General features: G+C 70.1%; 9 protein-coding genes. 6 read left to right on the forward strand and 3 right to left on the reverse strand.

Annotated elements, in window-relative coordinates; all coding sequences use genetic code 11:
- Positions 1–5: 5 nt before the first annotated feature.
- The 5 genes from DLJ49_RS01775 to DLJ49_RS01795 are packed head-to-tail and all read left to right on the forward strand — an operon-like array spanning position 6 to position 5148.
- Complete coding sequence (locus tag DLJ49_RS01775; protein WP_115391809.1) at positions 6–944, forward strand: histone deacetylase family protein; 939 nt, start codon at positions 6–8, stop codon at positions 942–944.
- Positions 941–1189 carry an exodeoxyribonuclease VII small subunit gene (locus tag DLJ49_RS01780; protein WP_115391810.1) on the forward strand — a complete coding sequence of 83 codons (249 nt, stop codon included), beginning with the start codon at positions 941–943 and terminating at the stop codon, positions 1187–1189. Before DLJ49_RS01775 ends, DLJ49_RS01780 begins: the two co-directional genes overlap by 4 nt.
- The gene (locus DLJ49_RS01785) at positions 1182–2072 is read left to right on the forward strand and encodes a polyprenyl synthetase family protein (protein ID WP_115391811.1); all 891 of its coding nucleotides are present in this window, start codon (positions 1182–1184) and stop codon (positions 2070–2072) included. Before DLJ49_RS01780 ends, DLJ49_RS01785 begins: the two co-directional genes overlap by 8 nt.
- A 33-nt stretch (positions 2073–2105) precedes the next feature.
- Entirely contained in the window at positions 2106–4064 is a 1959-nt protein-coding gene (dxs, locus tag DLJ49_RS01790) for a 1-deoxy-D-xylulose-5-phosphate synthase (RefSeq protein WP_115391812.1), read from the forward strand.
- A gap of 58 nt (positions 4065–4122) precedes the next feature.
- The gene (locus DLJ49_RS01795) at positions 4123–5148 is read left to right on the forward strand and encodes a PilZ domain-containing protein (protein ID WP_115391813.1); all 1026 of its coding nucleotides are present in this window, start codon (positions 4123–4125) and stop codon (positions 5146–5148) included.
- On the opposite strand, the gene DLJ49_RS01800 is transcribed toward DLJ49_RS01795, so the two are convergent.
- Genes DLJ49_RS01800 through DLJ49_RS01810 form a run of 3 tightly spaced genes read right to left on the reverse strand, consistent with a single transcriptional unit; the run spans position 5145 to position 10221 of the window.
- The gene (locus DLJ49_RS01800; protein ID WP_115391814.1) at positions 5145–6482 is read right to left on the reverse strand and encodes a glycosyltransferase; all 1338 of its coding nucleotides are present in this window, start codon (positions 6480–6482) and stop codon (positions 5145–5147) included. The two genes, DLJ49_RS01795 and DLJ49_RS01800, sit on opposite strands and share 4 nt — an antisense overlap.
- Positions 6479–8851: a glycosyltransferase gene (locus DLJ49_RS01805; RefSeq protein WP_115391815.1), complete on the reverse strand. Its 2373-nt coding sequence runs from the start codon at positions 8849–8851 to the stop codon at positions 6479–6481. Before DLJ49_RS01805 ends, DLJ49_RS01800 begins: the two co-directional genes overlap by 4 nt.
- Entirely contained in the window at positions 8851–10221 is a 1371-nt protein-coding gene (locus DLJ49_RS01810; protein WP_233488619.1) for a class I SAM-dependent methyltransferase, read from the reverse strand. The genes DLJ49_RS01805 and DLJ49_RS01810 overlap by 1 nt, the downstream gene beginning before the upstream one ends.
- A gap of 303 nt (positions 10222–10524) precedes the next feature.
- Between DLJ49_RS01810 and DLJ49_RS01815 the strand changes: the two genes are divergently transcribed.
- Positions 10525–14658 (forward strand): beta strand repeat-containing protein, encoded by a 4134-nt coding sequence (locus DLJ49_RS01815; protein WP_147277254.1) that lies wholly within the window; start codon positions 10525–10527, stop codon positions 14656–14658.
- Positions 14659–14687: the final 29 nt, after the last annotated feature.

Here is a 14687-nt window from a genome sequence, read left to right on the forward strand (position 1 = left end):
CGCGCTTGGCCACGGCACTCTACACCCACGAGGATTGTCTGCTGCATGTCACGCCGCTGGGCCACCCCGAGCGGGCGGAGCGGCTCGAGGCGGTGATGCGGGCGCTCTCGGCCCCTGCCTTCGCCGCGCTCGAGAGGCGCGAGGCCCCGCTGGCCGAACGGGGGGAGCTGCTGCGCTGCCACCCCGAGAGCTACGTGGCCGAGATCGAGGCGTCGATCCCCGCGAGAGGCAGCCGCGCGCTCGACGCCGATACGCATGTGGTGGCCGGCTCTTGGGACGCGGCGTTGCGCGGGGTGGGCGCGGCGGGGGCGGCGGTCGACGCGGTGCTGGCGGGCGAGGTCGGGAACGCCTTCTGCGCCACGCGCCCGCCCGGCCACCATGCCGAGACCGAGACGCCGATGGGCTTCTGCCTGTTCGGCACGATCGCCATCGCGGCCAGGCGCGCGCTCGACCTGCACGGGCTGGCCCGCGTCGCGGTGCTCGATTTCGACGTGCATCACGGCAACGGCACGCAGGACCTGCTCTGGCGCGAGGCGCGGGCGCTTTTCGTCAGTTCGCACCAGATGCCGCTCTGGCCGGGCACCGGCGACGTGCACGAGACTGGCGCACATGACAACGTGATGAACGTGCCACTGGCGCCCGGCACGGCGAGCCCCGCCTTTCGCCGTGCATGGGAGGAGCGGGTGTTTCCCGCGCTGATCGACTTTGCGCCCGAGCTCGTGCTCGTCTCGGCCGGGTTCGACGGTCATGCCGACGATCCGCTGGCCAACCTGCGGCTCACGGAGGACGATTTCGCCTGGATCACGGGCCGGATCTGCGACGTGGCCGAGGCGAGCGCGGGCGGGCGCGTGGTGTCGACGCTGGAAGGGGGCTACGACCTCGGCGCGCTGGCCGCGTCGGTCGCGGCCCACGTGGAGGTGCTGATGGAACGGGGGGCGGCATGAGCGAGGCGCAGGAGGTGCCGGTGACGGAGCTGAGCTTCGAGGCGGCGATGGCCGAGCTCGAGCGGGTGGTGGGCCGGCTCGAGGGCGGCGAGGTGCCGCTCGCCGATTCCATCCGGCTCTACGAGCGAGGCGACGCGCTGCGCAGGCGCTGCGAGGAGCTTCTGAAGGAGGCCGAGGCCAAGGTCGAGCAGATCACGACCGATGCCGACGGCAGGCCGACGGGCGTGACCCCGCTCGATGAGTGAGGTGGTGGAGACCGACCGCTTCGAGGCGCGGCTGGGCGAGGCGGCGGCGCGCGTGGCCGACCTGTTGGCGGCCGAGCTTGCGGCGGGCCCGGACGTGCCGGTGGTGCACGCGATGCGCTACGCGCTCGAGGGCGGCAAGGGGCTGCGCGGCTTCCTCGTGATCGAGGGCGCGGCGCTGCACGGTGTGGCGCCCGAGCAGGCCGCTCCGGCGGCGGCGGCGGTCGAGGCGCTGCATACCTACTCGCTGGTCCACGACGACCTGCCGTCGATGGACGACGACGAGATGCGCCGCGGCCGCCCCACGGTGCACGTGAAGTGGGACGAGGCCACCGCGGTGCTGGTGGGCGACGCGCTGCACTGCCTCGCCTTCGAGCTGCTTGCGCGCGAGGGGCTGGGGCCGGCCGAGCGGCGGGTGGCGCTGGTGCGCGGGTTGGCCGAGGCCGCCGGGATGCGCGGCATGGTGCTGGGCCAGGCGCTGGACATCGCCGCCGAGAGCGCGGCGGCGCCGCTGGGGCTGGCCGAGATCGAGCGGCTGCAGGCGGCCAAGACGGGCGCGCTGATCCGCTGGTCGGGCGAGGCGGGCGCGGTGATCGCGGGCGCCGACCCGGCCCCGCTGCGGCACTATGCCGGGGCGCTGGGGCTGGCCTTCCAGATTGCCGACGACATCCTCGACATCGAGGGAGACGCCGCGCTGGCGGGCAAGCGGCTCCACAAGGATGCCGATGCGGGCAAGGCGACGTTCGTCTCGCTGCTCGGCCTCGATGGCGCCAAGGCCCGCGCGGCGGGTCTGGTGGAGGAGGCGTGCGACGCGCTCTCCCCCTACGGTGACCGGGCGGACGTGTTGCGGCAGGCGGCCCGCTTCGTTATCGCCCGGCGGAAGTGACAGGGGGCCCTGAGCCCGACGGAGAAGCCATCCATGAGCACGCGACCGAGCACCCCGCTACTGGACCGGGTGAACACCCCTGCCGACCTGAAAGGCTTGTCGGACGCCGAGCTCGTGCGCCTGGCCTCGGAGCTGCGCGCCGAGACGATCTCGGCGGTGTCGGAGACCGGCGGGCATCTCGGCGCGGGGCTGGGCGTCGTCGAACTGACGGTGGCGATCCATGCCGTCTTCGACACGCCGAGGGACCGGCTGATCTGGGATGTCAGCCACCAGTGCTACCCCCACAAGATCCTCACCGGGCGGCGCGACCGCATCCGCACGCTGCGGCAGAAGGACGGGCTGTCGGGCTTCACCAAGCGGTCGGAGAGCCCCTACGACCCGTTCGGTGCGGCGCACAGCTCCACCTCGATCAGCGCCGCGCTCGGCTTTACCGTGGCCCGCGATCTCGGCGCGCGGCCCGAGGAGCGCGGCGAGCCGCCGCTCGGCGACGCGATCGCCGTGATCGGCGACGGGGCGATGAGCGCCGGCATGGCCTACGAGGCGATGAACAATGCCGGCCACGAGGGGCGGCGGCTGATCGTCATTCTCAACGACAACGAGATGAGCATCGCCCCGCCCGTGGGGGCCATGTCGTCCTACCTGTCGCGGCTCTATGCCGGCGCGCCGTTCCAGGAGTTCAAGTCGGTCGCCAAGGGGGCGGTCAGCATGCTGCCCGAGCCGTTCCGCGAGGGGGCCAAGCGCGCCAAGGACCTGCTCAAGCACCTGACGGTCGGCGGCACGCTCTTCGAGGAGTTCGGCTTTTCCTATGTCGGCCCCATCGACGGGCACGACATGGAGCAGTTGCTGCCGGTGCTGCGCACCGTCAGGGCGCGCGCCGACGGCCCGATCCTGATCCACGCGATCACGAAGAAGGGCAAGGGCTATGCCCCCGCCGAAGAGGCCCGCGACCGCGGCCACGGCGTGTCGAAGTTCGACGTCATCACCGGCGAGCAGAAGAAGGCGGCCTCGAACGCGCCATCCTATACCAAGGTCTTCGCCGAGAGCCTGATCGCGCAGGCGGCGCAGGACGAGCGGATCACCGCCGTGACCGCCGCCATGCCCGACGGGACGGGTCTCAAGCAGTTCGCCGAGCGCTTTCCTTCCCGGTGCTTCGACGTGGGCATCGCCGAGCAGCACGCGGTGACCTTCGCCGCGGGGCAGGCGGCTGGCGGGCTGAAGCCGTTCGCCGCGATCTACTCGACCTTCCTGCAGCGCGGCTACGACCAGGTCGTGCACGACGTGGCGATCCAGCGCCTGCCGGTGCGCTTCGCCATCGACCGCGCCGGCCTCGTGGGCGCCGACGGGGCGACCCATGCCGGCGCTTTCGACGTCGCGTTCCTCGCCAACCTGCCCGGCTTCACCGTGATGGCGGCGGCCGACGAGGCGGAGCTCGTTCACATGGTGGCCACCGCCGTGGCGCACGACGAGGGGCCCATCGCCTTCCGCTTTCCCCGCGGCGAGGGCGTCGGCGTCGAGATGCCCGAGCGCGGCGTGCCGCTCGAGATCGGCAAGGGCCGCATGATCCAGCAGGGGCATGGCGTGGCGCTGCTCAATTTCGGCGCCCGGCTGAAGGAGGTGCGCGAGGCCGCCGAGGCGTTGGGCGCGCGCGGGGTCGTGCCGACCATTGCCGACGCCCGCTTCGCCAAGCCGCTCGACCGCGACCTCGTTCTTCGGCTCGCGGCGGAGCACGAGGCGCTGATCACCATCGAGGAGGGGGCCGTCGGCGGCTTCGGCAGTCACGTCGCGCATCTGCTGGCCGAGGAAGGCGTGTTCGACACGGGCCTGCGCTTCCGCTCGATGGTGCTGCCCGACATCTTCATCGACCAGGCGAGCCCGGGCGACATGTATGCCGTCGCCGGGCTCAATGCCGCCGACATCGAGGCCAAGGTCCTCTCGGTGCTGGGGGACGAGGAGCGTGGCCAGACGGTGCAGGGCCTGCCGAGGGCCCAGTGAACCGGTAATCCTCTGCCCGTTCACCGCCCGTTCACCGGGTGGGTGACTAGGATGATCCATGATACGCGCGGTCCGCCATGGCTTCCGGCCGCCGCCCTGGGCCATTGCCGCGGTCTTCGCCGTGCTGCCGCTCGGCGGCGGCACGGCCGCGGCCGACGCCTTGTGCGCCCTGCTGCTCGAGGTCGAGACGGAGGCAGCCGACGCGCTCGAGGGGCGGATGCCGCCACCAGACGTTGCCGCGGCGCGGATCGAGCAGATCGGCACCCTCGCGGCCGCGCAGGTCGACCTGTCCCGCCAGCTTCTCGCGCTGTCCCTCGCCTACCGGTCGGCCCGGGCGAGCCCGTCCCCGGTGGCGTTTGCCACCAGCCTCCGCCGTGCGGCGAGCGAGTTGCGGTGGCTGCTGCCTGCCTGCGACCTGCCGGCGATGGACGGCTCTCTCGACGGTCGGGTCGTCACGCCCCGGCCCCCCGCGACCGCTGCCCGCGATCCGCGCGCACCGGCCGACGATCCCGGCGGTCTCGCCCCGGCCGTCATCCGTCGCTCGGGCGAAGAGGGCGCACCCCTGCCCGGCGCGGCCGGGGATGCGGGGATGCCGGGTCCCGACGCCATCGCCGGCCGGGTCGCGGCACTTGTCGCTCCGGCGATCCTGGCAGCGGCCTGGATTCACTGGCACTTCGTCGGCCGGCCCGCAGGCGCACGGCGCTATCCCTGCCGGGTACGGGCGCGGATGCGGGTGGGCGACCTCGTGGACGAGACACGTGTCGAGGACATCTCGATTTACGGCGCGCGGCTGCGCCTGCAGGAGGTCGAACTCGAGATCGGCGACATGGTCGAGGTCACGTGCCCCCATTTCCGCCGGATCGGGCGCGTGCAATGGGCCAACGCAAGCTATGCCGGGCTGAGGTTTCGACAGGCCGTGTCGCGCGGCGTGATCGAGGCCTGCATCCGCGGCGACGGGGCGCACGACGTCGCGGCGCAGCCGGCCGAGGAAGCGGTCGCGCCCGGCGTCGCCGCGATCGGCGCGCCCCGCGATCCGGCCACGCTTCGCGGGCGCCCCGAGTCAGGCGCCCGGCCGCCTGTCTAGCCCTTGATTCCGGCGGCGATGGCGCGCGTGTAGAGCGCGGCCGCGGCGCTTCCGGACGCGACCGCCCGGGTGACCGGGGCGACCGCCCGCGCAAGCGTTGTGTCGTGCAGGGCGCCGGGGCTCCTGCGGGCGATCTCGGCGATGGCGCGGGCGTAGGCCCGCGGCGCGTGCCGTGTCTCGAGGAGCGCGCGCCCGGCGGCCCCGCGTTCCGCCCCGAGAGACCGGTCGGCGGCGAGGCGGCGCAGCAGGGCCGTCAGGCCCTCGGCTTCGTTCTCGATGCGCGTCTTGAACACGGTCGTCTCGTCGAGCTCGGAATACCAGCCGGCGTCGGTGACGACCGAGGGGGCGCCCGCGTTCCAGATCCGCAACTGGCTGCCCGAGGCCTCGCCCATCGTCGGCCAGCGCAGGTTGAACACGAGGTCGGCCTCGGCGAGCCGCCGGTCGAGCTCGCCCTCGGAGACGAACCCGTGCACCCGCACGCGCTCGGCGATGCCGAGCGCGGCGGCACGGGCCGCGACGGCCTGCTCGTCCCAGACCCGGCCCATGATGTCGAAGCGGAAGGCGAGCTCGTCCTTCAGCGCGCCAAGGACGTCGAGCACCTCCATCAGCCGGCGGTTCGGCCAGATGTGACCGAACTGGACGAGGCGCAGCGGGCCGTGCGCAGGCAGGCGTCCCGGCGGCCCGGGCGTGGCACGGAACGGCAGATCCAGCCGCCAGGCGGGCGTCGTGCGCCGCGCCGCCACCCGCTCAAAGGCGAGGCCCGTATGCGTCAGCACGCCCGCCGCGCGGTCGAGCACGATCTCGAAACCGGGGGCCACGGCGGCGAGGTCGTGCGGCATCATGCGCCGCTCGAGCAGGCGGGGGCCGAACTCGGCGCCGGCCTGCCCATACCAGCGCGACATGGCCGCGAGGTAGTCGTCCGGCGGCAGGATGCCGTTGGCCACGGTGCCGAGGCACAGCTCCTGGATGGCGAGGTCGTGCAGCACGACGATCGAGGGCACGCGCATCGCGAGCCGCAGAAGGCCGGCGTGAAAGACCCAGGAATTGCCGATATGGATGAAGATCGCCTCTGCCCGTCCGTCGGCGCGGGTCTCGCCCGCAAAGTCGCGCGGCAGCGCGCGGCCGGGGTGGAGCATCCGCACCGGCGCATGGCGCTCGAGCCGCCAGTCCCATCTCGGCGCGTCCGTCCAGAGCGTGAGGTCGGTCGCTTCGGCGAGTTCGGGCAGGATGCGGGCGGTGTAGTGGGCGATGTCGGTCTCGGCCGGTGGCAGCGGCGAGACCCAGTGCACCCGTGGCCGCGCAGTGGCGCCGCCCCCGTCGCGCGCGGCGGTCATGCCGGCCGCCCGAGACGGTCGAACGCCTCCCGGCTGCAGGGCAGATCGAGCGGTGCGGCGCGGCCGGTGCCCGAGAAGGGGCCCGCCCCCTTCTGGCAGAGGTGCAGGCGGATGCGGCCCGGTGTGCTCCCCTGCGGCGCTCCGTCGACGGCGAGCGTGACATGGGCGGTCGCGCCGGGGGGCACCGGGTCGCCCGGGCCGGGCAGGGCGCGGCGCCCGTGACACCTCCCTTCGGCGTCGAGCCATTCCGCCAGAAGGGTCGTGCGCTGCGGCCCGTCCACTGTCCACCAGCCCGTGGAGGTGTTGGTCAGGGCGATGTCGGCGCCCCCCTCCGGATCGGGGCCGCCCGCAAGGGCGAGCCGCCCGGCCATGCACGTCGGATCACCCGTGTAGAGGCGCTCCGGCGCCCCGCGCGGCGGACCGTCCTTGCGCCCGAGGTAGAGGATCGTCTCCCCCCGCAGCTCGAGGGGGTGTCCCTGCCGTGCCAGCAACGCGGCCGTTGCGGGGTCGATGCCGTCCTCGCCGGATGCACCGCCCATGTCGTGCGTCGAAAGGCTGACGGTGCCGAAGCCTGCCGCCTCGCCCAGCAGGGGCAACTCGCGGGGGGCGTACTCGCGGTTGTGACGGGCGGACACGCCACCCGCAGGCGCGAAACCACCCGAGGCATAGGGCGCCTCAAGGCCGAGAACCCGGCCGACGGCGCGGTGCGATGCGATGTTCGGCGTCGTCAGAAGCAGGTGACCGCCGGGCGCCAGCACGCGGTTCGCCTCGGCCAGGGCGTGATATGGGTCGAGGGCGAAGCGCTGCAGCACCTCGATGCCCACGACGAGGTCGATGGAACTGTCCTCCCAGGGCCAGCGGTCGCGCTCGGGGTCGGCCGCCGCGACCTCCACCTCGATGTCGGCGCCCTCGCCGTGATCGCGGATGCGTTCCGTCCTCGGCCCGGGGCCCTCGTACAGGCCGAGCAGGCGCGCCCCGGGGAAGCGCGCGGCGAGCAGCGCGGTGAGCACGGGCGGGGCCGAGATGCCGATGTCCAGGATCGTCTGTGGCGCCAGTCCCTCGAGCGCGCCGATGGCCGCCGCGCAACGGGGCCAGGCTGCCTCGATCCCGGCCGCGACGCGATCGACGGCGGGGCTGTCGGATGCCCCCCCGCTCGCTGGAGCATCGAACGAAAAACGGCTTGCCGCGTCGCGGGGAGAGGCGACGGGCAGCCCCGATGCGGAGGGCGGAGCGACGGCCGCGTGCAGGCGGGCGACCGCATCCTCCCGGTGCGCGCTCTGCGGCGCGGCGGGTGGCGGCGGCGCGTGGGAGAGGGTCGGGGCGTCCGCGAGCAAACGGCTGATGACGTGCTCCCAGTCGAGGCTCAGCGCGTCGTAGCGGGCGCGGCCGGCCGCGCCCATCCGCTCGGCCAGCGCCGTGTCTTCGGTCACGCGGGCGAAGGCCCGGCCGAGCGAGGCGGGCGTCGGCGCGGCCACGAGCCCCTCTGCGCCGTCGCCGACGAATTCGAGCGGCCCGCCGGCATCGGTCACGGTGAGCACCGGCTTGGCCGACAGCATCGCCTCGAGCGTGATGTAGCCGTAATCCTCGTCCTTCGGGGCGAAGACCACCGCCCGCGCCCCGGAGTAGCGTCGGATCATCGTGTCGTCGTCGATGGCGCCGAGCCATTCGATCTGGTCGTCGACCCCGCGCGCGCGGGCGAGCGCCTGCAGCCGGTCGAGATAGGCGGGTTCATCTGCGGCGCCGGCCACGACGAGGCGGGGCCCGCGCCCGGCCTCGGCCAGCGCCTCGATCATCAGGTCGAGCCGCTTGTAAGGGGTGATCCGGCCCGGGGCGAAGATGTAATCGCCGGTCTCCCCCGGGGCGAGACGGTCGGCCAGTGGCGGGGGGTGGTAGAGCGGCTCGGCCTCGAGCCCGAGGAACCGGTCGAGTCGCGCCGCCACGTTGCGCGAGTTGGCGAAGAGCGGCGCGCCCGCGCCGAGCGCGGCGCGATCCTCGGCGAGGATCGTCTGGCGCAGGGCGGCGCCTTCGGGGTCGTCCAGCAGTTCGCTGTCGCCGGATTCCCAGAGGTCGTAGGCCTGCCGGTACTGGTGGATGATCCAGAACGTCCTGTTCGGGTGGTGCATCAGCCAGGCCGGGAAGCGCAGCCCGATGGCGAGGTCGACGGGAACGCCTGCCGCCTCGGACACGTCGAGCAGCTTGGCCGCGACGATCGACCGGGCGAGCGTGACGCCGGGATACCACTTGAACGGCAGCGTGACCTCGACGGCCTCGTGTCCGTGCGCGCGCAGCGCCTCGGCCAGCCGCGCGGCGTGGCGCTCCGCGCCTCCGCTCACGAAGGGGACCTGCGTGTTGAGAAGGGCGACCCGCATCAGGCGCCCCCGCCCCGGTCGGGCGAGCCCCGGTCCACCGGGTTCCCGTCCACCGGGTTTCCGTCCAATGGGCCCCCGCCCAATGCGACGTCGAACGGCGCGTCCATCGGCTCGGGCTTGGTGCCGACCACGCCCAGGTCTTGCGGGCCGTAGAGCAGGTGGGCGACCTCCGCGTCGAAGCCCGGACGCGCGAGGGCGTCCTCCAGCCGTTCGTGCGGATTGAGATGCATCAGTCGCACGGGGGCGTAGCCTGCCGTCTCGAACAGCACGCCGAGGATATGCTCGGGCATCGGCTTGAGGTGGGTGGGGTCGGTGAAGAACGTCGTCGCCCCGACGAGCACGTTCGAGGTGTTCGGCGTCTCGACGATCAGCACGCCCCCCGGCGCGAGGGCGCGGAACGCCCTTCGCACGAGCCGCACCACCAGATCGAACGGCAAATGCTCGACAACATGGTGCGCCGTGATCACCGACAGGCTGCCGTCTTCCGCTTCGTCGAGCGCGGCGAGCACGTCGCCAAGGCGGATGTCGAGCCCGCGCTCGATGGCGTCGGCGATCTGCTCGGGATTGCTGTCGACGCCGGTCGCGGTGATGCCGGCCTCGCGCAGGAGCGTCAGCCATTCCCCCCGGCCGCAGCCGAGGTCGAGCGCGGGGCGCCCGCCCGTCCGCGCTGAGGCTTCCTTGACGACCGGCAGGTAGACACGCAGGCGGCGCATGATCTTTTCCTCCGAGCCGCGATGCCGGTCTTCGAAGGCGCGGTAGAAGCGGTCGAGGAACGCTGCGTGGTCGGGGTCGGTGTCGGCGGCGGAGGTGTCGCCGGGGAGGGCCGGCGGCGCGTGCCCCCCGGTCTCGGCGCCGCGCCCGGCGCCGGCTAGGCGCGCCGTCATGTTGCGCACGGCCAGTTCCAGTGCGTCCAGCCGCAGCGACAGCTCGCGGCGCAGCGTCGTTCGCTCCGCCGTGGCGCGCTCTACCGCTACGTCGGCCGATTGGACCCGGTCGAAGGCCTCGAGCAGATCGTCGGACTGCTTCTCGAAGCCGACCTGCAGGCGGTTGGTATGGTCGGTCGTTCGCTCGATGTTCTGCTGAAGGCCGTCGACATGCTGGCGCAGCTCGGACAGCGCATCGTCGACATGCTGGCGCAGCTCGGACAGCGCATCGTCGATACGTGCGACCGACCGGCTTGCGCGTTTCGCCATCTCCTCGGTGCGCCCGAGCTTGAACAGGGCGGTGAGGCCGCGTTCGAGCCGCTTGTGCAGGGGCGGGCGCGGCTTCGTCTCGCCCCCGCGGTGGTCGGGCGCTTTCCTGTCGGCCGGCGCCGTCTCGCGCGATGCAGGTTCGCGGCCCTGCGGGTGTGGCTGCTCTGGCTCAGTCACGGATCTTTCCTCTGCAGCGCGCGTCGGTGGCGCGTTCTGGCGCGGCGCTCGTGATACGCTCTTGCCGCGGGTGTGTCACGGGCACCCGCGCCGCTGCGGCGCCGGGCGACGCCTGCGCCCCGAGCGGGCGGCGCAGACAGTTCGGCAAGGTGGTGCCAATTTGCACGCAGTATGAAAATCGCGCTACCTTTCCGCTTGCCCGCGCGGCGCGAAGGCGTTAGGGCGATCATCGAGGAGCGGTGGGTCGGTCGCGTGCCACGAACGTCGAGCTTGCGCTCCGCAAGAACCAGAGAGGGCTAAGGAATGTCGATCACACCAACACAGCTGGTCACGTTGTACATCTCGTACTTTAACCGTGCGCCGGATCCAGACGGCTTTGCATACTGGCTCCGCGTGGCCGGTGAGCAGGATTTGTCTCTCGTCGGCTTGGCGGAGAGCTTTTCTGTTTCCGACGAGGCACGTGAAAATTATCCGCTTCTGGGCACCCCTGGCTTCCTGACCGAAGGCCGTATCGAGAACTTCCTCGAGGACGTGTACCAGAACCTCTTCAACCGCGGGCTCGACGACGTCGGGCGCGATTTTTATGTTCCGCGGATCGAAAGCGGCGAAATTCCCGTCGAGGTAGCGATTGAGCAGATCGCGTTCGGCGCCCGCGGGCTTGACGAGGTGGCCCTCGCGAACAAGACCGAATCGGCCCTCTTCTTCACCACGTCGCTTCTCGACGTGCCGGGCTTCTCCTATGTCGATGCCGACGGCAATCCGATCCCCGAGGCCGAGGCCGCCGCTCAGGCCGCCGTGGCAACGGTCGACGAGACGACCGAATCGGTCGACGCGGCCAAGGCTGCGACCGATACTTTTGTGGCGTCTGTGGGCAATGCTCCGCCTGTCGCCGTGGACGACAGCGGCGTGACGACCGGTGAGAGCGCCGCAGTCACGGTCGAGGGGCCGGGCGTCCTTGTGAACGATTCCGATCCCGAAGGCGGCCCGCTGACTGTCACCGCAGTCGAAGGTGCTGCGAGCAATGTCGGCGCCTCGGTCACCTTGGCATCGGGTGCCAACGTGACCCTGAATGCCGATGGCAGCTACACCTATGACCCGAACGGCGCGTTCGACGGCCTAAACTCCGGCCAGACCGCGAACGACACTTTCACCTACGAGATCGAGGACGAGTTTGGCGCGACCGACACCGCGACCGTGACCGTCACGGTCCAGGGCGCCGACAACTTTACCGTCGGCACCGACAACGTCACCGGCACCGCGGGCGATGACCTGTTCACGGCCGGGCTCGTGGCCATCCAGGATGGCGGCGGCGTCACCGAGAAGCAGACGCTGAACGACAGCGACGTGGCCGACGGTGGCGACGGAGCCGACCGGATCGACATCCAGCTCAACGGCACGCCCCGTGCCGGCGACCCCTTTGATAACCCTAGCGCCGATATCACCCAGCCCCTGGCGATCTCGAACATCGAGAATTTCTTTATCCAGGCGCGGAACGTCGGCGCGCAGGCGATAGACTTCACCAATGTTACCGGCGCCGAGCAGATCTGGAACAACAACTCGAACGAGGTTCTCAGCGTTCTGAACGTCCAAGAGGTCGTCACGATCGGCATGATTGGCGGCTTCGACCAGGGCTACATAGTCAATTACGGCGGCGCCGTGACAGGTGACTTCACGCAGGCCTTCGTCCTCGACAACGCCAACATTACCAACCTCAACGTGGACGAGGGCGGTGGCAACATCACCGGGCTCGATTTTACCGTGCTCGGGCGGGATGTCGCCACGGCGCTGAGCAACAGCCTCGGTGATGTTGACATTACGTCGCTCAACATAGCCGGTGACGCGGGGCTGGACCTCACGACCACGCTTAACGGCCTCGAGACGGTCGAATCGACCACGACCGGCGACGTGGGCGTTCTGGCCGGTAACGCCCTTGAAACGGCAACCTTCGGCGAGGGCGACGACATGCTCACGACCGGGGGCGGCAGTCTGACCGACACTGGTGTTTCGACAGGAGCGGGCGATGACATGGTCGTCATCAACTCCAATCTGGCCGAAGGTGCCGCGGTCGATCTCGGTGCGGGCGACGACGAGCTCGACATCGGCGGCAACTTCGTCGTCGGGCGCACGGCCGACCTGCAGGGCGGCGAGGGTGAAGACATCCTCAAGGGCGACGGCGCCATGTTCGACGACCTTACGGATGCCGGCAACCAGGCCGTTCCGTTCGAAGACCAGATCGACGGCTTCGAAAAGCTCGAAGTCAATGAGGTCGCCCCCGGGGAAGACGTGGTCATCGACCTCGCCAACCTCGACGACATCAGCTACGTCATCTCGAATGGGGGGCCGGAATCGTCTGATGCGCCAGTAAACGAGCGGGAAGCTCTTGATCCCTCTGACGCGGACGCAGATGGCGGTGAAATCATCGTTAATGGAGTTCGCATCACGATCCCGAACAATGCCAATGCGGCTCAGATCCAGAACCTGATCTTGGCGAACGAAGCTGACATCCTCGCCGCAACGCCGGGCGCAATTGACCTGGATGACATTGGAAGCGCCTCCTTCATCGACGTCGTCTACGACTCCGCGCTTGGTGACGTCGTTAATCCGGACGTGAACGCGGGCGACAACCCCTCAACTGTCAATGGAAACTTTTCGGAAGTTGACGGGACCGATGGGACGTCCGAGGTGCAGACGTTCGACTCGCTTGTGCCGGACTCCTCTGGCACGTTTGAGGTGCTGATCCCTGATCGCGACGGTAACTTCACGCCGGTCAGCGTGAATGTCCTGATCAGCGACACACAACCGGAGGTTCGAGACAAGGTCGTGGCCGCTATTAATGCGGCAGGTCTGCCGGTGACCGCTGCCCCAGACGGCTTTGACGATGTGGAGGTCACCTGGGATCCGGAACAGGGCGCGGTGCCCGACCTGATCGAATTCGAAGGCGGCACGGCCTACACGAACGTGTCGGAAGGCAATCTTGAAGCCAGCGTGTCCGAGTCCACACCCGGTGTCGATGGCACGGCAGAAGTGCAGACGCTGGAGATCACCAGCGGAACAGACGCGACCGGTGGCGAGATCGTCATCGGCGACACGCGCATCGTGCTTGGCGAGAACCTGACCATCGACCAGGTGGGCGGCGCGATCGTTGCCGCCGGCGGGGATATCATCGCCAACAATCCCAATGTGACGGCGGTCAACTACAATACGGCGACGAGCGAGGTGACGTTCGACTTCGATCCGCTCCAGGGCGATGTTCCGCCCCTGGGCTTCTCGGACAACGGCTCCGGCGTAACCTTCTTCCAGGGTGAGATCGAACAGGGCAACGTCGGCACGCCGAACGGCACGCTGACGCTCGACAACATGGCCTCGGGCGGCACCTTCGAGCTGACCGGGGATTCGTTCGGCGGCGTGACCATCAACGTCACCGACGCAACGTCTGTTGGCACCGACGACGTGCTGAACATCATGCTCACCGGTCCAGAGCAACTCGACGACGCTGACAACCGGATCGTGGCGGCCGGTGTGGAGACGCTGAACATCACGTCGATGTTCGACGATCCCGACACCGACACGATGGACGACCCGACCGGCCCGAGCACCCTCACGCTCGTCGCCGGCGATGCGGAGGCTCTCAACATTTCGGGCAACGCGGGTGTCACCCTGGTGGGTGCGGGTCAGGATCTGTCGAGCGTGACCACGATCGACGCCAGCGGCGTCCAGGCCGTGGAGTCTGGCAATGGCGACACTCCGGGTGCCGTGGGTGCCGTGGGCGTTAACAGCAATGCGTACGCTACTGAGGGTGACGTGACCGTGCTGTTCGGTAACGGCGACGACTTCCTCAACGGCATCAACGTCGGCACGACCGATGACGGGACCCTGACCGCCGACGGCGGTGCGGGTGACGACGAGATCATCGGTTCGGGCAGCGACGACACTATTGATGGCGGCACGGGCGACGACATCCTCACCGGCGGTGACGGCGACGACGTGATCGACGGCGGCGAGGGCGACGATCTCATCACCGGCGGTGGCGGGGCCGACGTTTTGACCGGAGGGGCCGGGAACGACACGTTCATCCTGTTCCAGGGTGACGCTGCCCTGCCGGGTGCGGACACGATCGTCGACTTCCAAGCGAACACGGTCCTCGAAGACCCGGACAACGCCGACCAAGGTGGTGAAGTCACGCTCGCCGATCGCGATGGTGACATCATTGACCTTTCGGCCTTTGGCTTTGCCTCGATCGATGTAGAAGTGTTCTCTAATGCTGCCGACGCGCTGACCTTCATCAACAACGGCGACGGGGATGGTGTTGGCCAGATCGCCCTCGACTCGTCGACCGGCCGTCTGCGTATCGAGGGAACCGGTGACAATGGTGTGCCGAGCGACGTGATCGACCTCACCGGCGTCACCACCATCGACGAAGCCGCGTTCCTCATCTGATCCGGCTTGCCTCGGCTCAGACAGGGGCA

This window comes from Rhodovulum sp. 12E13, assembly GCF_003340565.1.
GTDB lineage: Bacteria > Pseudomonadota > Alphaproteobacteria > Rhodobacterales > Rhodobacteraceae > HLUCCA09.